This is a genomic window from Streptomyces sp. NPDC127097, from assembly GCF_042724075.1.
Classification (GTDB): Bacteria; Actinomycetota; Actinomycetes; order Streptomycetales; family Streptomycetaceae; genus Streptomyces.
Map to the genome: position 1 here is coordinate 17546 of NZ_JBHXFI010000011.1, position 18080 is coordinate 35625.

Sequence of the window (18080 nt, forward strand, 5' to 3'; positions counted from 1 at the left end):
TCAGCGCTTGAGATAGGCCAGGACGGCCAGCACCCTGCGGTTGTCGTCCGCCGACGGGCTGATCCGGAGCTTGGTGAAGATGCTCGCGGTGTGCTTGGCGACGGCGCTCTCGCTGATGTGCAGGCCGGCGGCGATGGCGGCGTTGGACCTGCCCTCGGCCATCAGCTCCAGGACGTCCCGCTCACGCTGCGTCAGGCTGCCGATCGTGCCACGGGCGTCGCTGCGCACCAGCAGTCTGGAGATGACCTGGGGGTCCATCACGGTGCCGCCGGCAGCCACCCGGCGGACCGCGTCGATGAACTGCCCGGTGTGGGTCACCCGGTCCTTGAGCAGATATCCGACGGCGCCCTCGCCCCCGGCCAGCAACTCGTTCGCGTACAGCTGCTCGACGTACTGGGAGAGGACGAGGACGGGCAGTCCGGGCCGCCGGCGACGGGCTTCGAGTGCGGCCTGAAGGCCCTCGTCGGTGAAGGTCGGCGGCAGCCGCACATCGACCACGGCGACATCCGGTGCCGCGTCCCCGTCGTCGAGCAGCGCGCGCAGCAGAGCCGGGCCGTTGTCCACCGCGACGACCTCGCAGCCGTGTTCCTGGAGGGTGCGTATCAGCCCGTCCCTCAGGAGGAAGAGGTCTTCGGCGAGGACAACGCGCATGGAATCTCCATCGTCACGGTGGTCGGCCCGCCCTGCGGACTGTGCAGGTCGAGAGTGCCATCGAAGGTATCCAATCGCTGTCGCACGCCGGCCAGCCCGGTGCCGCGTGCGGGATCGGCGCCGCCGTGACCGTCGTCGGTGACGGTGGCGCGCAGCAGGCCGTTCTCGTAGGTCAGGGCGATGCCGACGGTGCGGGCCCCGGAGTGCTTCGCCGCGTTCGCCAGGGCCTCGCTCACCGCGAAGTAGGTGGCGGACTCGACCGGGGCCGGGAGCCGGTCCGAGAGCCGGGACTCGACGTGGACATCGAGGAAGCTGTCGAGCGCCAGCGACCGGACGGCGTCGCCCAGGCCCCGGTCGGCGAGGACCGGCGGGTGGATGCCGTGCACCAGGTCGCGCAGGTCCTGCAAGGCCCCCTCGGAAGTGCGACGGACGTCCAGCAGGAGCTCGCGCGCCGCCGCCGGGTCCGTCTCCAGCAGTCGGGTGGCACGGTCCAGCGTCATGCCCAGCGCGACCAGCCGGGCCTGCGCTCCATCGTGCAAGTCCCGCTCTATGCGCCGCAGTTCGGCGGCCTGAGCGTCCAGCGCCCGGGTACGGGTGTCGGTGAGCCGCTCGACCCGCCGGGCGAGCTGGATGCGGCGCGGCGCGGAGAGCAAAGGCCGGCTCACCCGGGTGTGCAGCCGGAGCGTGGCGGGCGCGGCCAGCAGTCCGACGGCCAGGAAGACCAGGCCCAGCACCAGCGCGGCACACATGGTCGCGGCGCTGTGCACGGGGACGAACGCGTACCAGTTGCCGTCGTCGAGGAGCCGCCAGATGAACGGCTGCACCAGCGCGCCGAACGCCCCGTACTCGACCAGGGCGAGGGGAACGGCGACGAGGAGCCCGCCGGACACCGGCTCCAGCCAGGCCCACGCCAGGTCGCGCCAGAACCCCTCGTCGGCGATGAGCGCGCCCGACCTCTTGCGGGCGTTGCGGGCACGGTCCGCGGGCAGCGGTTCCGGTGGACCGATCTGGACGCCCGTCCACCGGCCGGCGCGTGCCCGGGAACGATCGGACAGTGCGCGCAGGGCCCGCGCGGCGGGCGGCAGCAGCAGGAAGCCCACGCCCACGGGCATCAGCAGCAGGGCGAGGACCACCAGCGAGCCCACCGCCGACGCCGCGAGGGCATGCAGGCTCACCAGCTGGCACCGGCCGAGGGCGACGGCGGCGCGGGAGGCGACCGCACGTGGCTTATCGAACATCGTCCATGATCGGAGGGATCTTAGCCGGTGCCGGCCCCGCCGTCCGCGGTCTGCCGACACTCGTCCGCGTCCACGTCGTCATCCATGTCCACAGTCCGGCCGCCGTCAGGCACGAGGCGCCGAACAACACCATGGGGAGCACCGCGCCGGACTCCTCGTCCATGAACAGCAGCATGCCGAGGTTGATCAGAGCGTGAAAGCCCGCCGCGAGCGGCAGTCCGGCGGCCCGCACCCCTTCAAGGGCCCACCCCATCACGACCGACATGGACACCGCCGCCAGCATGAACGCCCCCGCGTACACGGGGTGTTGGGCGAAAACCTGGACGTGCCAGACGCCCCATGCCACGCCCACCGCGACCGATGCCGCAAGCGGGCCGCAGCGGGTGCGCAGCAGCGGCTGGAGAAAGCAGCGCCATCCGATCTCCTCGCCGCATGCCCCGATCAGCTGCGCCACGGCGATCAACGGGAACGGTGCACCCGGCCGCGCGAAGCGGGCGTCCCCGGCGAGCGCCGCGTACGCACCGGCGCTCAGCGCGATGATCAGCGGCGCCGTGACGAGCAGCAGCACGCCCTGACCGCTGCGGCCCGGCCCGGATCCGGCGAGCACTTCCCGCACCCGCCCCGGCCACAGCACCGCGGCAACCCCCACCCCGAGCGCGGGCCCGAACTGCGTCAGCTGAATGACCTCACCGGGTATCCGGGTCACGGGCTGAAGCGCACCCAGCGCTCCGGCCGCCAGAAACGCAACGGCGAGAAACACGACCATCGCCCTGATGTCGACAGGCTTCCTTGGCATGGCATCTGTACTTGGCATGCCAACGACGATGCCGTCCGACGGGCCCGCCGCCATTGCGTCTGGATACCGGGCAGGGGTGTACCCAGATACACCCGTGACCCGTTTCGGCGGGGGCCATCCGCTCACCATCCACTGAGCGGCGGCGGAGCGGCGGGCGGCAGGCAGCGGACTCAGCGGTCGTGGACCGTCAAGGCGAAAGGGCGGCCACGGAAGCCTTCCGGCCTCCGCGACCGCCCTTGATGACGCAGGCGTCCGCTGGTGCGTGACTACTTCGACAGCTCGCGCTCCGCGGCGATCCGGCTGACCCGGCCGCGCACCGCGAACCAGCCGCCGACCAGCGCGATGGCGAGGACCGGGATCAGCATCACGGTCTGCCGGCCGACACCGTCGTCGAACCACATGAGGACGATGACACCGAGCAGGAAGGCGATGGTGGCGATATCGGTGACCGGCGTGCCGGGGAGCCGGAAGCGCGGCCGCTCGACCACACCTTCCTTCGACCGGCGCACGAACACCATGTGGCAGATCATGATCGTGCACCAGGTGCTGATGATGCCCAGCGCCGCGATGTTCAGCACGATCTCGAACGCCTCACCCGGCATGACGTAGTTGAGGCCGACACCCAGCACACACACCGCGGAGGTGAGCATGATGCCGCCGTACGGCACCTGGTTGCGGTTCATCAGGCCGGCGAACTTGGGCGCCGAGCCCGCCATCGACATGGAGCGCAGGATGCGGCCGGTCGAGTAGAGGCCGGAGTTCAGGCTGGACATGGCCGCGGTCAGCACCACGAGGTTCATCACATCGCCCGCCGCCGGCACACCGACGTTGGACAGCACCGTCACGAAGGGGCTCTCGCCGCCGACGTACTTGTTCCACGGCAGCAGCATCGCGAGCAGGATCACCGAGCCGACGTAGAAGACGCCCACTCGCCACATGATGGAGTTGACGGCCTTCGGCACGACCTTCTCCGGCTGGTCGGTCTCACCGGCGGTCACACCGACCAGCTCGACGGCGGAGTAGGCGAAGACCACGCCCTGGAGCACGATCACCACGGGCAGCAGACCGGTCGGGAAGATCCCGCCGTGGTCGGTGAGCAGGTCCAGCCCTGGGGTGTGCCCGCCGACCGGGTGCTGGGTGGCCAGCAGGAAGATGCCGATGAACATGAAGACGACCAGCGCCGCGACCTTGATGATCGCGAACCAGAACTCCAGCTCACCGAAGATCTTCACCGAGATCAGGTTCACGGTCAGCACGACCGCCAGCGCGATGAGCGCCATGACCCACTGCGGGATGTCGGTGAACAGGCTCCAGTAGTGGGTATAGAGCGCGATCGCGGTGATGTCGGCGATACCGGTCGTGGACCAGTTGACGACATACATCCAGCCGGCGACGTAGGCGCCCTTCTCCCCGAGGAACTCACGGGCGTACGAGACGAAGGAACCGGACGACGGGCGGTGCAGCACCAGCTCGCCCAGGGCCCGTACGACGAAGAAGGCGAAGAGGCCGCAGACCGCGTAGGCGATGGCCAGCGCCGGGCCGGCGGAATGCAGTCGACCACCGGCGCCCAGGAAGAGGCCGGTACCGATCGCCCCACCGATGGCGATCATGTTGACATGCCGGCCCTTGAGGCCCTTGCTGTAGCCCGCGTCGCCCGCATCCTGCTGCGCGCCGCTCCCCCCGTCAGGTGACCTGCGGGCTGTCTCGGTGACGGTTTCTGTGCTCACTGCTGGTGTATCTCGCTTTCGGGCAGGCGCTGAAGCCATGGCCTAGAAGTCCCGCAGATCGCGTGGACGGCCGACGGCACACCTTCCCTGAAGAGCCCTTTTCCGTCTGTGGGCAAGATCACAGCGCGTACAGGCCATCCAAGATTTGTCCGTATTTGAAGTGAATTTCCCGGCGCATCATTTTCAAGAGGGGCATCAGTTCACCCGATTCCGGACTCCGCACCCCGCCCGGCAAGGAGGATTTCTTGACCAGTTCGGATCGGTTGACACGTGCTTTTTGCCTTCGTGACAACTCACTCCGTCTCGGCCCGTCGGATGGCTGCCCGCCATACCGGTCCGCTCCGGCCCGGTCCGCGCGGAAGGTTTCACAAGAGTGGTGAGACAGCAATACTGTTGAACATGATGGAGCCCGCCACCGACCTGACGGTCGACGAACTGGCCGCCCGCGCCGGCGTCACGGTCCGTACGATCCGCTTCTACAGCACGCGCGGCCTGCTGCCACCGCCGGAGATCGGCCCCCGCCGGGTCGGCCGCTACGGTCCGGACCATCTCTCGCGGCTCGCCCTCATCGAGGAGCTCCAGCACCAGGGCCTGACGCTGTCCGCGATCGAACGCTATCTGGAGCAGCTGCCGCCCGATCTGAGCGCCCAGGATCTGGCCATCCACCGGGCGCTGGTGGCGAGTTGGATTCCGGACAAGGCCGAGGACGCCACCCGGGAGCAGCTGGAGCGGCGGGTCGGCCGGGCGCTGACCGAGGAGGATCTGGACCGGCTGGCGGCCATGAGTGTGCTCGTACGGACCGATGATCCCCGGGTCTTCCGCGTCGACCCGGGGCTGCTGCACCTGGGCACCCGGCTGCTGGACGTCCCGATCTCCCTGGAGACCATCCTCACGGCGCGCAGCGTGGTCATCGAGCACACCCGCTCGGCGGCCCGGGAGCTCAGCCGGCTCTTCAGGGACGAGGTGTGGGAGCCGAACCGGGGCGGCGGGCCGGACGAGGACGAGATGGCGCGGATGAAGTCGCTCTCGGCCCATATGCAGCCGATGGTGGTGCAGGCGCTGGTGACCGCCTTCCAGCGGTCGATGAAGCAGGAGCTGCGGGAGTCGTTCGGCATGGAGGGCGACCGGCCCCAGGGCGGCCCCACCCCCGAGGGGTGACGGGGGCGGGCCGCCGGGGCCCGCCCCCATGACCGGTCAGTCGCTGAACTTCTCACCCTTCTCGGCCTTCTCCACCAGCAGCGCGGACGGCGCGAACCGGTCTCCGTAGGCTTCCTGAAGCTCACGGGCGCGGGCCACGAAGCCGGGCAGACCGACCTGCTCCTCGCGCCCCGGGCCGCCCTGGTAGCCGTTGATGTACTGGATCACGCCGCCGGTCCAGCCCGGGAAGCCGATGCCGAGGATGGAGCCGATATTGGCGTCCGCGACGGAGGTGAGCACGCCCTCCTCGAAGCAGCGGACGGTGTCCAGTGCCTCGGAGAAGAGCATCCGCTCCTGCATGTCGATGAACGGAACGGTGGCGTCCTTCTTGGTGAAGTGCTCGCGCAGCCCCGGCCACAGACCGGTGCGCTTGCCGTCCTCGCCGTACTCGTAGAAGCCCCCGCCACCACTGCGGCCGGGCCGGCCGAACTCGTCGACCATCCGGTCGATGACCGCGTCGGCTGGGTGCGGCTGCCAGCTGCCGCCGGACTCCACCACCGCCCGCTTGGTCTCCTCGCGGATCTTGCGCGGCAGGGTGAGGGTCAGCTCGTCCATCAGGGACAGCACCTTGGCCGGGTAGCCGGCCTGGGCGGCGGCCTGCTCGACGGAGACCGGGTCGAGGCCCTCGCCGATCATCGCCACGCCTTCGTTGATGAAGTGGCCGATGACACGGGAAGTGAAGAAGCCGCGCGAGTCATTGACGACGATCGGGGTCTTCTTGATCTGGCGGACCAGGTCGAAGGCGCGGGCCAGCGCCTCGTCGCCGGTCCGCTCGCCCTTGATGATCTCCACCAGCGGCATCTTGTCGACCGGCGAGAAGAAGTGCAGCCCGATGAAGTCCTGGTCGCGCTCGACGCCCTCGGACAGCAGCGTGATGGGCAGCGTGGAGGTGTTGGAGCACAGCAGCGCGTCGGGCGCGACGATGTGCTGGATCTCCTTGAAGACCTTGTGCTTGAGACCGACGTCCTCGAAGACCGCCTCGATGACGGCGTCGCAGCCCGCGAGGTCGGCCGGCTCGGCGGTGGGCGTGATGCGGGCCAGCAGCTCGTCGCGCTTCGCCTCGGTCGTACGGCCCCGGGAGAGGGCCTTGGCGAGCAGCCCCTCCGAATAAGCCTTGCCCTTCTGCGCCGCCTCCAGGGAGACGTCCTTGAGGACGACCTGCATCCCGGCCCTGGCGCAGGAGTAGGCGATGCCCGCGCCCATCATGCCGGCGCCGAGCACGGCGACCTTCTCGACCTTGCGGGGCGCGATGTCCTTGGGCCGGTTGGCGCCGGAGTTGACGGCCTGGAGGTCGAAGAAGAACGCCTGGATCATGTTCTTGGAGATCTGGCCGGTCACCAGCTCGACGAAGTAGCGCGCCTCGATGGTCTGCGCGGTCTCGAAGTCGACCTGGGAGCCCTCGACGGCCGCGGCGAGGATGTTGCGGGGGGCCGGGTAGGGCGCGCCGTTGAGCTGCTTCTTGAGGTTGGCGGGGAACGCCGGGAGGTTGGCCGCGAACTTCGGCTGGGCCGGGGTGCCGCCGGGGATGCGGTAGCCCTTGACGTCCCAGGGCTGCTGGGACTCGGGGTGCTCCTCGATGAAGGCGCGGGCCTTGCCGAGCAGCTCCTCGGGGGTGGCCGCGACCTCGTGGACCAGCCCGGCCTCCTGGGCGCGGGTGGCGTTGTACTGGGTGCCCTGGAGCAGCACCTTCAGCAGCGCGTCGGCGATGCCGAGCAGCCGCACCGTACGGGTCACACCGCCGGCGGCGGGCAGCAGGCCGAGGGTGACCTCGGGCAGGCCGATCTTGGTGCCGGGGGTGTCGAGGGCGATGCGGTGGTGGCAGGCCAGCGCGATCTCGTAACCGCCGCCCAGCGCCGCGCCGTTGATCGCGGCGACGACGGGCTTGCCGAGGGTCTCGATACGGCGCAGATCGCGCTTGATGCCGTTGCCCGACTCGAATGCCTGCTCGGCCTTCTCGGGGGTGACGGCGATCAGGTCGCGCAGGTCGCCGCCGGCGAAGAAGGTCTTCTTGGCGGAGGTGAAGATGATGCCGCGGACGCTGTCCATCTCGGCCTCCAGGCGGTCGGCGACCGCGGTCAGGGAGGCTTTGAAGGCGTTGTTCATGGTGTTGGCGGACTGGTCGGGGTCGTCCAGGACCAGGGTGACGATGCCGGTCTCGTCCTGTTCCCAGCGGATGGTCGACGACGCAGGGGACTCGCTCACTGTGGCTTCTCCGTAAGGGGGATGGGACGGGCGGTCAGAGGCGCTCGATGACGGTGGCGATGCCCATACCGCCGCCGACGCAGAGGGTGGCCAGGCCGTAGCGCTTGTCCTGCCGCTCCAGCTCGTCGATCAGGGTGCCGAGGATCATCGCGCCGGTGGCGCCGAGGGGGTGGCCCAGCGCGATGGCGCCGCCGTTGACGTTGACCTTGTCCAGGCTCAGGCCCATGTCCTTGACGAAGCGCAGTACGACGGCCGCGAAGGCTTCGTTGATCTCGACGAGGTCGATGTCGTCGATGGTCAGCCCGGCCTTGGCCAGGGCCTTACGGCTGGCGGGCGCGGGGCCGGTGAGCATGATCGTGGGCTCGGAGCCGGAGACCGCGGCGGAGAGGATGCGGGCCCGCGGGGTCAGCCCGTAGCGCTCACCGACCTCCTTGGAGCCGATGGCGACGAGCGCCGCGCCGTCCACGATGCCGGAGGAGTTACCGGCGTGGTGGACGTGGTCGATCTTCTCGACCCAGTGGTACTTCTGGAGGGCGACCGCGTCAAAACCGCCCGCGTCGCCGATGGCGGCGAAGGACGGCTTGAGGCCGGCCAGGGAGTCGGCGGTGGTGCCGGGGCGCATGTGCTCGTCGTGGTCCAGGACGACGAGGCCGTTGCGGTCGCGCACCGGCACGACGGAGCGGTCGAAGCGGCCATCCTTCCATGCCTCGGCGGCGCGCTCCTGGGAGAGCGCGGCGAATTCGTCGACATCGCGCCGCGAGTAGCCCTCAAGGGTGGCGATCAGGTCGGCGCCGATGCCCTGCGGGACGAAGTTGGTGTCGAAGTTGGTCATCGGGTCGGCGAACCAGGCGCCGCCGTCCGAGGCCATCGGGACCCGCGACATGGACTCGACGCCGCCCGCCAGGACCAGGTCCTCCCAGCCCGAACGCACCTTGGCGGCGGCCATGTTGACGGCCTCCAGGCCCGAGGCACAGAAGCGGTTCTCCTGTACGCCGGCGACGGTGTCGGGCAGCCCGGCGGCGATCGCCGCGATCCGGGCGATGTCGGAGCCCTGGTCGCCGACCGGTCCGACGACGCCGAGCACGATGTCGTCGACGGCGGCCGGGTCGAGGCCGGGGAAACGGCGGCGCACCTCGTGGATCAGGCCGACGACCAGGTCGATCGGCTTGGTGCCGTGCAGTGCGCCATTGGCCTTGCCGCGGCCGCGCGGGGTGCGGATCGCGTCGTATACGTACGCTTCGGTACTCAAGTCAACAAGCCTTTCGCATGAGGGTGGAGGCAGGGGCAGCGAGTGGGGACCGGGCGCGGTCCGGGGTCAGTCGAGCAGGGAGCGTCCGATGATCTCCTTCATGATCTCGGTGGTCCCTCCGTAGATCGTCTGGATACGGCCATCGGTAAAGGCCCTGGCCACGCGGTATTCCGCCATATAGCCGTAGCCGCCATGGAGTTGCAGACAGCGGTCGGCGACCCGCTTGTGCAGCTCGGTGGCCCACCACTTGGCCATCGAGGCGTGCACCGCGTCCAGTGCGCCGGCGGAGTGGTCGGCGATACAGCGGTCGAGGAAGGCGCGGGTGACGGCGCACTCGGTGGCCATCTCGGCTATCTCGAAGCGGATGTGCTGGAGCTTGGCCAGCGGGCGTCCGAACGCCTCGCGCTCCTTGACGTACCGGCTGGTGATCTCCAGCAGGTGTTCGGCACCGGCGATACCGGCCACCGCGATGCCCATCCGCTCCTGGGCGAGGTGGGTCATGAGATGGACGAAGGCACCGTTCAGCTCGCCGAGCAGATTCTCCTTGGGGACACGGACGTCGTGGAAGAACAGCTCGGCGGTGTCCTGGGACTTCTGGCCGATCTTGTCGAGGTTGCGGCCCCGCTCGAAGCCCGCCATACCGCGCTCGACGACCAGCAGGCTCAGACCGTGCGCCCCGCCCTCCGGCGTCGTCCTGGCCACGACGATGACCAGGTCGGCGAGGATGCCGTTGGAGATGAAGGTCTTGGAACCGTTGAGGACCCAGTGGTCGCCGGCGTCCTCGGCATGGGTGCGGATGCCCTGGAGGTCGGAGCCCGCACCGGGCTCGGTCATGGCGATGGCGGTGATGATCTCTCCGCTACAGAAGCCGGGCAGCCAGCGGCGCTTCTGCTCCTCGGTGGCGAGGGTCGTCAGATAGGGGCCGATGATGTCGTTGTGCAGGCCCACGGCGAGCCCGGCGGCGCCGACCCGGGTGAACTCCTCGGCCAGCACCGCGCTGTAGCGGAAGTCCTGCTGCCCGCCCCCGCCGTACTCCTCCGGCACCGCCAGCCCCAGCAGCCCCTGTTTGCCGGCCGCCCGCCAGGCGTCCCGGCTGACGATGCCGTCCTTCTCCCACTGCTCGTAATAGGGCGTCACTTCCTTGGCGAGGAAGGTCCGCACCATTGCGCGGAAGGACTCGTGGTCCTCGGTGAAGATCTGGCGCTTCATCTGCGCGGTCATCTCTGCGGGCCCTCCCATGAGCCAGTTCTTGACGGTCTCGGTGAACTCTGCGGGCTGCGGCCCTACGGGACGGGCGGGGAGCCTTGTCCCGTCCGCCACCCGGAAGTCCCTGGTTCGGTCACGGACGCACCGTCGGCTCCGTACTCGCCCTCGGCCTCGACTCCGCGCTCGGCCACGCGGGGCGACGTCCGCTCGCGGAGCGCGGCCGGGCCGGTCACTCCCGGCCCGGACGGCGTCGAGGCCGGCCGCTTCCCTGGCGGCGGCCTCGTCGGCGACCCGGCGCGGGCCGGCCGCGTACCGGAGTGTGCGGGCGGGTGCCATCAGCCGGCGGTGTCCTTCTGGGCGGTGCGGCTCGGGCCGGCGGACGGGGCGGGGGCGGCCGGCGACGGGGCGAGGAGGCCAGGGGCCTGCCAGTCGCGGGCGATCTCTTCGGTGTCCGCACCGGGCCGCGCGGGTGGTCTGCGCACCGCGCCGGGGGTGTGCGAGAAGCGCGGCGCGGGCGCGGGCTGCGTCATCCCGCCGTGCTCGACGAAGGTGCCGCGGGCGGCGAGATGCGGATGCCGCGGCGCCTCACGGAGGGAGAGCACGGGCGCCACACAGGCATCCGACTCCTCGAAGACGGCCGTCCACTCCTCGCGGGTACGGGTCTTGAAGCGGGCGGCGATGGCGCTGCGCAGCTCGTCCCATGCGGCGAGATCGTCGCGGCCGGGGGCCTCCTCCTCCAGGCCCAGCAGACGGATGAATTCGCCGTAGAACCGCTTCTCCAGCGCGCCGACCGCCATATAGCCGCCGTCGGCGGTCTCGTAGGTCCCGTAGAACGGAGTGCCGCCGTCGAGCAGATTGGCGCCGCGCCGGTCCTGCCAGCCGCCGGCCGCCAGCATGCCGTGGATCATCGCCGTCAGATGTGCCGTGCCGTCGACGATGGCGGCGTCCACGACCTGGCCCTTTCCACCGTCGGCGCGGGCGTGCTGGAGGGCGGCGAGGACGCCGATGACGAGGTAGAGGGAGCCGCCGGCGTAGTCACCGAGGAGGTTGGCGGGGATGGCGGGCGGGCCGTCGGGCGGGCCGATCATGCCGAGCGCGCCCGTGATGGCGATATAGCCGATGTCGTGTCCGGCGGTGTCGGCGAGCGGGCCCTGCTGCCCCCAGCCGGTCATCCGCCCGTAGACCAGCCGGGGGTTGCGGGCGAGGCACTCCTCGGGACCCACCCCCAGCCGCTCGGCCACACCGGGGCGGTACCCCTCCACCAGCACATCGGCGCGCTCGACCAGCTCGAGCACCTGCGCCACACCGTCGGGGCTCTTCAGATCGACCAGTACGGAGCGCTTGTTGCGGTTGGTGACGTCGTAGGCCGGATCGATGCCCAGTCCCGCGCCTCCGGGCCGGTCCACCCGGACGACATCGGCGCCGAGGTCGGCCAGGAGCATGGCCGCGAAAGGGCCGGGACCGATGCCCGCGAGTTCGACCACCCGCACCCCGCTCAGTGGGCCGTTGCCTGGCTCTGCCATCGCGCCCCATGCCTTTCCGCACTGTGACACTTCTGATGTAACACTCGTGATGTTAAGAACGTGTTCCACTTTCCACAAGACCCCCGTGCCAAGTGGCGACCACGGAAAAGGGCCCGCGCCGACGAGGCTTCTTCGCCATCGCCGTCACGGGCCGTTGCGCGCCTGCCGCCGCTGCGCCGCTATACCCCGTCGAGCTCGGCGATGAGCTTCTTGGGGGCTATGACGCGATAGGACTCCTCCGCCCAGTCGCAGAGCAGCTCGGCGGGCGGAGCGTCCGGTTCCTCCAGGGGGACCCGAACCCATCCGGACTTGCCCAGGCCATAGCCCGCGGGCTTGGCGCCGGGCGAGGTCAGCGCATGGGCATGGGCCTCCGGGTCCGTGAGTTTCAGCGTGACCCCGAGCGGATGACTGCCGTCCTCGACGCCGAGGAAGACGAAGACCTTCTTGTTGACCTTGATGACGCTCTCGCCCCAGGGAAACTCCTCCACCGCCCCGGGAAGCCCCAGCGCGAACGCACGCACCCGCTCCCGCACCACCGCCGGCCCGGCCGCCTTCGCCATCCGCTCCTCCATGTCCGTTCCCCCACGGCACCGCCTGCGCTGCCGCTGAGCCGCACCCGCGTCCCGCGCGGGCCGACCCACGCATTCCACGCTAACGGCGACCACTGACAACGGCCCGCGGAGCGCCCGACGGCGGGTTGGCCGGGGGACATCTGACGCCGTGTCCGGCGCCCGTGTCCGGCGCGCAAACGGTTCCGGCGGGCGTCGACTCGCCGCCGCTTCCGCCCTCGGGAGGGTTACGCCGCGTCACCGCGCCGACGACTGCGGCGCGGCCGGGGCCCCCGGCCCCCCGGTCGCCGGCACCAGATGATCGTCGGACGCCTGACGGTCCACCAGTCGCGCCAGCCGCTGGGGGACATTGCCGCCCACCAGAAGGATGACGACGAGCGTCAGGCCGAAGGTGAGCACGGCGAGGGCCCGCCCCAAGGGCATGCCTTCGGCCAGATGGGTGCCGAGGACGGGCGCCGCCGCCCCGCCCAGCGCCCCGACGTTGTAGACGAAGCCCACGGACGCGGCCCGGGTGGCGGTCGGGAAGTGGCCGGCGAGGTACTTCGGCAGGATGCCGGAGATGCCCTGGCTGAGCGCGAGCAGCACGAAGACCAGCACGCCGAGCGCCGGCAGGCTGTCCCGCACCGCGAAGACCGGGAAGACGAAGACGAGCGAGGCGAGCAGCGTGTACGCGTAGGCCCGCCGGGTACCGAGCCGGTCGCCGACGAAGCCCGCCAGCCAGCAGCCCGCCATGGTGCCGAAGCCCGCGTAGAACATCACGTCGGTGACCTGCCCAGGGGCGTATCCGAGACCGGTCTTGAGGTAGGTGGGCAGCAGGGCCTGGATCGGCCAGCTGTAGAGGAACGCGCAGAACACCGTCGCCATCAGGGACACGTACAACAGCCATCCGCGGCGGCCGCCGAGCTGGACGGCGAAGGCGGTCAGGCACAGCGCCGCGGTGGCGGACAGCCAGGGGACATGGCCCGTGCCGAGGGGGGTGAAGACGCAGAACAGCGCCATCGAGGCGGCCACCGCCAGGACTGCGTTGGCCTCGGCGCGGAGCCGTCCCGTGAACAACGGCCGGAAGGGGTTCGGGCGCCCCTCTGCCGAACGGGTGGCGGCGCCGATCTCCTTCTGCCAGTCCCCGGCCTCCGGAAGCGCCCTGCGCACCCAGAGGGCTACCAGGACGGGCAGCACGCCGATCCAGAACATCCAGCGCCAGCCCCAGTGGGGCACCACCCACTTGTAGAGCTCGGCCGCGAGGACCGTACCGCCCGCGTAACCGGAGATCAGGAATCCGGAGGCCCGGTTGCGCCATCGGAGGGGCCAGCTCTCCAGCACATACGTCACGCTTGCGCTGTACTCCCCCGCCATACCGAGGCCGATCACCAGCCGGGCGACGAACAGGCTGGTGTAGTCCCAGGCGAATCCGCAGGCGAAGGTGCCGAGCGAGTAGAGCAGGATGCTGCTGATCATGGCGGCTTTGCGGCCGTAGCGGTCGCCCATCGCGCCCAGTACGGCGCCGCCCAGCCATCGCGTGATGAAGGCGCCGGAAATCAGCGAGGCGGCGGTGGCGGTGCTCAGCCGGAAGTCCGCCGCGATCTCGGTCAGCACCAGCGTGATCAGGACGAAGTCGAAACCGTCGAGGAGGTAACCGATCCAGGCGGCGAACATCGCCTTCCACTGGGGCGGGGTGACCTCCTGCCACCATCGCCGCCCCCGGTCACGGGTGTGCGTGCGGAGCGTTGTCACAGCGGCCGGGCCTCCCTCCGGCAGTCGGCGAGCCGGACATTGGACGTCCTACGTCGTCGGCGCCATCCGTGAATCTGGCCCCGCCGCGGCACCCTGTCAAGGCGTCATGCCAGACTCCGTACCACCCACAGGGCGGTCAAGAGGGCCGCCAGGAGCGGAACTTGACGGGGCGACGCCGACTGCCAGGGTCCGGACTCCAGGGCCGGTGGGCGGTCGAGAGGATGCGCGATGCCACGGCAGGACACCTCCGGACGGGCCTATGACCTCGTCCTCTACGGCGCCACCGGTTTCACCGGCGCCCTCACTGCCGCCTACCTGGCCGCCCACGTCCCCAAGGGCTGCCGCTGGGCACTGGCCGGGCGCAGCACCGCCAAACTGGAGAAGCTGCGCGACCGGCTGGCGAAGTCGGACCCGGCCTGCGCCGACCTGCCGCTGCTGCGGGCGGACAGCAACGATCCCGGCTCGCTGCGCGACCTCGCCGCCGGCACCCGGGTGCTGGTGACGACCGTCGGTCCGTATCTTGTCCATGGCGAGCCGCTGGTGGCGGCCTGCGCCGCGGCGGGCACCGACTATGTCGATCTGTGCGGCGAGTCGGAGTTCATCGACCGGATGTACGTCCGGCACGATGCGGCGGCCCGTGCGTCCGGCGCGCGCCTCGTGCACGCGAGCGGGTTCGACTCCGTCCCGTACGACCTGGGGGTCCACTACACCGTGGGGCTCCTCCCCGAAGGTGTCCCCGTACGCATCGATGGCTTCGTACGGACCAACGGGGCGTTCTCCGGCGGCACGCTGAACTCGGCGCTGACCGCCGCCGCACGTCCGGTCGCCATGGCGCGGGCCGCCCGCGAGCGCCAGCAGGTCCAGGAACGACCGGCCGGCCGTACGGTGCGCGCCCCCTTCGGCCCGCCTGTACGGAGCAGCGAAACGCGCACCTGGGGCGTGCCGCTGCCGACCCTCGATCCGCAGATCGTCGCCCGCTCGGCCGCCGCGCTGGACCGCTACGGGCCGGACTTCCGCTATCGCCACTACGCCGGGGTGCGGCGGCTGCCGGTCGCCGTCGGCGGGGCCCTGGGGGCGGGAGCATTGGGCGTGCTCGCTCAGGTACCGCCCGTACGACGCTGGCTGTCGGGGCGTCTGGAGCCGGGCGACGGCCCGAGCCCCGAGCGGCGGGCGCGCAGCTGGTTCAAGGTGCGCTTCGTGGCCTCCGCCGGCGGCACCCGTCTGATCACCGAGGTCTCGGGCGGCGACCCCGGCTACGAGGAGACGGCGAAGATGCTCGCCGAGTCGGCGCTCAGCCTGGCCTTCGACGACCTCCCGGAGACCGCGGGCCAAGTGACGACGGCGGTGGCCATGGGAGACGCGTTGACGGCACGCCTCCAGGAAGCGGGCATCAGATTCGGCGTCGTCCAGGGGTGACCCGGGCCGTGGCCCGGGCCCGCCGTTACGCGTCGGCGAGCGCCCGCCGGCACAGGGCGTCGGCGGCCCGGGTCGTCTCCGGAAGGCGGTAATCGGCCGCCAGATGGAGGGTGTGCGCACAGGCCCGGTCGAGGTTGGTGCGGTGCCCCACGGAGACGAAGACCGGCTTGACGCCCGTTTGGGTACGCAGCGCACGTCCCACCTCCTCGGTCCCGTCCAGCAACGGCGAGGTGGCGCCGCGCTCCGGGCCAGGAGGGGCGTACCGGAAGGTGAAGGGGTTCTTGGCGACGCCGATGGTGGGCAGTCCGGTCAGCACCCCCAGGTGGCTGGCGAGCCCGAAGCGGCGCGGGTGCGCCAGCCCGTAGCCGTCGCAGACCACCAGGTCGGGGGTGCGGGCGAGGCGGCCGAGAGCCGCGAGCACGGTGGGGATCTCACGGAAGGCGAGCAGGCCGGGGACGTACGGGAAGGAGATCTGCCCGACTGCGGTGGCCCTGTCGACGACGGCGCGGGTGCGGGCGTCCAGGGCGACGGCGGCCGCCGCGACGACGTCCCGTTCATCGTCGTAGGCGACATCCACCCCGACCACGGTGCCCTCGAACCCCGGTTCCGGACCCGCTTCATCGAGGCGTACATGGGGCCGCAACCGGTCCTGCACCGCACGCGCCTGGGCTTCATCGGCCGGCCAGTGCCGCAGTTCGTCGTCGCAGGAGATCATTCCGGGAGTGTCCATGATGACCGCAACGCTACCGAACCGGTGATCGAGCCCACGACCGGGCGGATCGGCTCAAGGTGCGGGGCTCAGGGCTCGGGTTCGGGGCTCGGGTTCGGGGCTCGGGTTCAGGGTTCAGGACGCGGAGTTCAGGCCATGGATTTCAGAGCTCGGTGTCAGTGGTGCTCGGTACCGTGATGAGCATGCACCCGCCCGGTGTTGATGTGGAGGCCCGGCAGCCCGGCGGCGGACCGGAGCCGGGCACGGGACGGCCGGCCCAGGGCGCCACGGTGTCGCCCGCCCGGAAGAGTCCTGCTGCCCGCCCCCAACGCCTGCCGCCCTGACACCCCGGAGGTCCTTGATGCCCGACGCGCTTCACGAGTTCGATGCCACCGACCTCGCTGCCCGGCTGCGCCGCCGCGAGATCTCCGCCCGAGAGGTCGTCCAGGCCCATCTGGAGCGCATCGAGCGGGTCAATCCGGCCATCAATGCGATCGTCACCCTCGACCCGGAGGGCGCCCTCGCCGCGGCCGCACGGGCCGATGAGCGACTCGCCCGGGGCGCCGCCGTGCCGCCTCTGCACGGACTGCCGATCGCCTTCAAGGACACCCGCCTCACCCGCGGTATGCGCACCACACACGGCTCACCGCTCTTCGCCGATCACGTCCCGGACGACGACGATCTGCTGGTCGACCGGCTCCAACAGGCGGGCGCCATCCGCCTCGGCAAGACCAACGTCCCCGAATTCGCCGCCGGTTCGCACACCTTCAACGCCGTCTTCGGCACCACCCGCAATCCGTACGACCGCACCCGCTCGGCGGGCGGCAGCAGTGGGGGCGCCGCCGCGGCGCTGGCGGCCGGGCTACAGCCGCTCGCCGACGGCAGCGACATGGGCGGCTCACTCCGCAACCCCGCCTCCTTCTGCAATGTCGTCGGGCTCCGGCCGACGCCCGGCCGCGTCCCATCACCTCCCGGCAATGACCTCTGGGACACCCTGTCGGTCCCGGGCCCCATGGGGCGGACCGTCGCCGACACCACGCTGCTGCTGTCAGCGATGGCCGGCCCGGACCCACGCTGCCCCCTCAGCCTGGAGACCTCGGGGGCGGCGTTCCGTGTACCGCTCGACCGCGACCTGCGCGGGCTGCGGATCGCCTGGGCACCCGACCTGGACGGATACGCACCGGCCGACCCGGACGTGCTCGCCGTTCTGGAGCCCCAGTTGAGGGTCCTGGAGGAGCTGGGCTGCCGTGTCGACACCGCCTGCCCGGACCTCACCGGCGCCGACGAGACCTTCCGTACGCTCCGGGCACACAGCTTCGGCCTCGCCCTCGGTGGCCTGCTCGACTCCGACCCGCAGGCCCTCAAACCCAGCATCGTGTGGAACATCCAACAGGGCCGCCGGCTGACCGTGGCCGACCTCCACACGGCCACCACGGCCCACAGCCGCCTCTACCTCGGCACGCTGGAATTCTTCTCCGGGTACGACCTGCTCCTCGCCCCGGTCAGTCAAGTCGCCCCGTTCGATGCGGAGTTGGAGTATCCGCGTGAGGTGGCGGGCCGGCCCACGGAAAGCTATCTGGACTGGATGCGCTCCGCCTACCTCATCTCGGTCCTGGGCGTACCCGCCCTTTCGGTCCCGGCGGGATTCACCCCGGGCGGCCTGCCCGTGGGGCTCCAGTTCATCGGTCCACCACGCGCCGATCTCGCCGTCCTCCAGGCCGGTCATGCCTACGAGACCGCGACGCGGCACGGGCGCCGCCGCCCGGACCTGCCGACGACCTGACCCCGACACCCGCCCCGGTCGGGGGCGGGAACGGCCGCCCCAAGATGGCGGGCCCCGCCCGGCGCCTCCTCTATATTGCAGTG

General features: G+C 70.8%; 14 protein-coding genes. 3 read left to right on the forward strand and 11 right to left on the reverse strand.

Annotation, left to right across the window (positions count from 1 at the left end; genetic code table 11):
- The 4 genes from ACFWJW_RS11600 to ACFWJW_RS11615 form a co-directional block, all read right to left on the reverse strand.
- A complete protein-coding gene (locus ACFWJW_RS11600) occupies window positions 1–651 on the reverse strand; it encodes a LuxR C-terminal-related transcriptional regulator (protein ID WP_387238226.1) in 651 nt (216 codons plus the stop codon).
- On the reverse strand, window positions 615–1889 hold the full coding sequence (locus ACFWJW_RS11605) for a sensor histidine kinase (RefSeq protein WP_387238229.1): 1275 nt from the start codon (window positions 1887–1889) through the stop codon (window positions 615–617). Before ACFWJW_RS11605 ends, ACFWJW_RS11600 begins: the two co-directional genes overlap by 37 nt.
- The gene (locus ACFWJW_RS11610) at window positions 1879–2739 is read right to left on the reverse strand and encodes a CPBP family intramembrane glutamic endopeptidase (RefSeq protein WP_387238232.1); all 861 of its coding nucleotides are present in this window, start codon (window positions 2737–2739) and stop codon (window positions 1879–1881) included. Before ACFWJW_RS11610 ends, ACFWJW_RS11605 begins: the two co-directional genes overlap by 11 nt.
- Window positions 2740–2951: 212 nt before the next feature.
- Entirely contained in the window at window positions 2952–4412 is a 1461-nt protein-coding gene (locus ACFWJW_RS11615; protein ID WP_387238235.1) for an amino acid permease, read from the reverse strand.
- Between the two features lie 399 nt (window positions 4413–4811).
- Here ACFWJW_RS11615 and ACFWJW_RS11620 point away from each other — a divergent pair, with 399 nt between their 5' ends.
- The gene (locus tag ACFWJW_RS11620; protein WP_387238238.1) at window positions 4812–5570 is read left to right on the forward strand and encodes a MerR family transcriptional regulator; all 759 of its coding nucleotides are present in this window, start codon (window positions 4812–4814) and stop codon (window positions 5568–5570) included.
- Window positions 5571–5606: 36 nt separating this feature from the next.
- Here ACFWJW_RS11620 and ACFWJW_RS11625 read toward each other — a convergent pair whose 3' ends face one another.
- From ACFWJW_RS11625 to ACFWJW_RS11650, 6 genes are all read right to left on the reverse strand, one after another.
- The gene (locus ACFWJW_RS11625) at window positions 5607–7811 is read right to left on the reverse strand and encodes a 3-hydroxyacyl-CoA dehydrogenase NAD-binding domain-containing protein (protein ID WP_387238241.1); all 2205 of its coding nucleotides are present in this window, start codon (window positions 7809–7811) and stop codon (window positions 5607–5609) included.
- Window positions 7812–7845: 34 nt separating this feature from the next.
- Window positions 7846–9060 carry an acetyl-CoA C-acetyltransferase gene (locus ACFWJW_RS11630; protein WP_387238244.1) on the reverse strand — a complete coding sequence of 405 codons (1215 nt, stop codon included), beginning with the start codon at window positions 9058–9060 and terminating at the stop codon, window positions 7846–7848.
- A 66-nt stretch (window positions 9061–9126) separates the two neighbouring features.
- Complete coding sequence (locus ACFWJW_RS11635) at window positions 9127–10269, reverse strand: acyl-CoA dehydrogenase family protein (protein ID WP_387238600.1); 1143 nt, start codon at window positions 10267–10269, stop codon at window positions 9127–9129.
- A gap of 332 nt (window positions 10270–10601) precedes the next feature.
- The gene (locus ACFWJW_RS11640) at window positions 10602–11789 is read right to left on the reverse strand and encodes a CaiB/BaiF CoA transferase family protein (RefSeq protein WP_387238247.1); all 1188 of its coding nucleotides are present in this window, start codon (window positions 11787–11789) and stop codon (window positions 10602–10604) included.
- Window positions 11790–11968: 179 nt separating this feature from the next.
- Window positions 11969–12361 carry an MmcQ/YjbR family DNA-binding protein gene (locus ACFWJW_RS11645; protein ID WP_387238250.1) on the reverse strand — a complete coding sequence of 131 codons (393 nt, stop codon included), beginning with the start codon at window positions 12359–12361 and terminating at the stop codon, window positions 11969–11971.
- Window positions 12362–12595: 234 nt separating this feature from the next.
- On the reverse strand, window positions 12596–14011 hold the full coding sequence (locus ACFWJW_RS11650) for a sialate:H+ symport family MFS transporter (protein WP_387238603.1): 1416 nt from the start codon (window positions 14009–14011) through the stop codon (window positions 12596–12598).
- A gap of 306 nt (window positions 14012–14317) precedes the next feature.
- On the opposite strand from ACFWJW_RS11650, the gene ACFWJW_RS11655 reads away from it, so the two are divergent.
- Window positions 14318–15505, forward strand: coding sequence for a saccharopine dehydrogenase family protein (locus tag ACFWJW_RS11655; protein WP_387238253.1), 1188 nt, complete (start codon window positions 14318–14320; stop codon window positions 15503–15505).
- 25 nt (window positions 15506–15530) lie between these two features.
- Here ACFWJW_RS11655 and ACFWJW_RS11660 read toward each other — a convergent pair whose 3' ends face one another.
- On the reverse strand, window positions 15531–16235 hold the full coding sequence (locus tag ACFWJW_RS11660) for an endonuclease V (RefSeq protein ID WP_387238255.1): 705 nt from the start codon (window positions 16233–16235) through the stop codon (window positions 15531–15533).
- Between the two features lie 340 nt (window positions 16236–16575).
- Here ACFWJW_RS11660 and ACFWJW_RS11665 point away from each other — a divergent pair, with 340 nt between their 5' ends.
- Window positions 16576–17997, forward strand: coding sequence for an amidase (locus tag ACFWJW_RS11665; RefSeq protein ID WP_387238258.1), 1422 nt, complete (start codon window positions 16576–16578; stop codon window positions 17995–17997).
- Window positions 17998–18080 lie beyond the last annotated feature (83 nt).

Bases quoted from the DNA above. Each gene is read 5' to 3' on its own strand.
- ACFWJW_RS11635 (WP_387238600.1), bottom strand. From the start codon at position 10,269: ATGAAGCGCCAGATCTTCACCGAGGACCACGAGTCCTTCCGCGCAATG.
- ACFWJW_RS11650 (WP_387238603.1), bottom strand. From the start codon at position 14,011: ATGTTCGCCGCCTGGATCGGTTACCTCCTCGACGGTTTCGACTTCGTC.
- ACFWJW_RS11605 (WP_387238229.1), bottom strand. From the start codon at position 1,889: ATGTTCGATAAGCCACGTGCGGTCGCCTCCCGCGCCGCCGTCGCCCTC.
- ACFWJW_RS11645 (WP_387238250.1), bottom strand. From the start codon at position 12,361: ATGGAGGAGCGGATGGCGAAGGCGGCCGGGCCGGCGGTGGTGCGGGAG.
- ACFWJW_RS11620 (WP_387238238.1), top strand. From the start codon at position 4,812: ATGATGGAGCCCGCCACCGACCTGACGGTCGACGAACTGGCCGCCCGC.
- ACFWJW_RS11640 (WP_387238247.1), bottom strand. From the start codon at position 11,789: ATGGCAGAGCCAGGCAACGGCCCACTGAGCGGGGTGCGGGTGGTCGAA.
- ACFWJW_RS11665 (WP_387238258.1), top strand. From the start codon at position 16,576: ATGCCCGACGCGCTTCACGAGTTCGATGCCACCGACCTCGCTGCCCGG.
- ACFWJW_RS11660 (WP_387238255.1), bottom strand. From the start codon at position 16,235: ATGGACACTCCCGGAATGATCTCCTGCGACGACGAACTGCGGCACTGG.
- ACFWJW_RS11600 (WP_387238226.1), bottom strand. From the start codon at position 651: ATGCGCGTTGTCCTCGCCGAAGACCTCTTCCTCCTGAGGGACGGGCTG.
- ACFWJW_RS11610 (WP_387238232.1), bottom strand. From the start codon at position 2,739: ATGGCGGCGGGCCCGTCGGACGGCATCGTCGTTGGCATGCCAAGTACA.
- ACFWJW_RS11655 (WP_387238253.1), top strand. From the start codon at position 14,318: ATGCCACGGCAGGACACCTCCGGACGGGCCTATGACCTCGTCCTCTAC.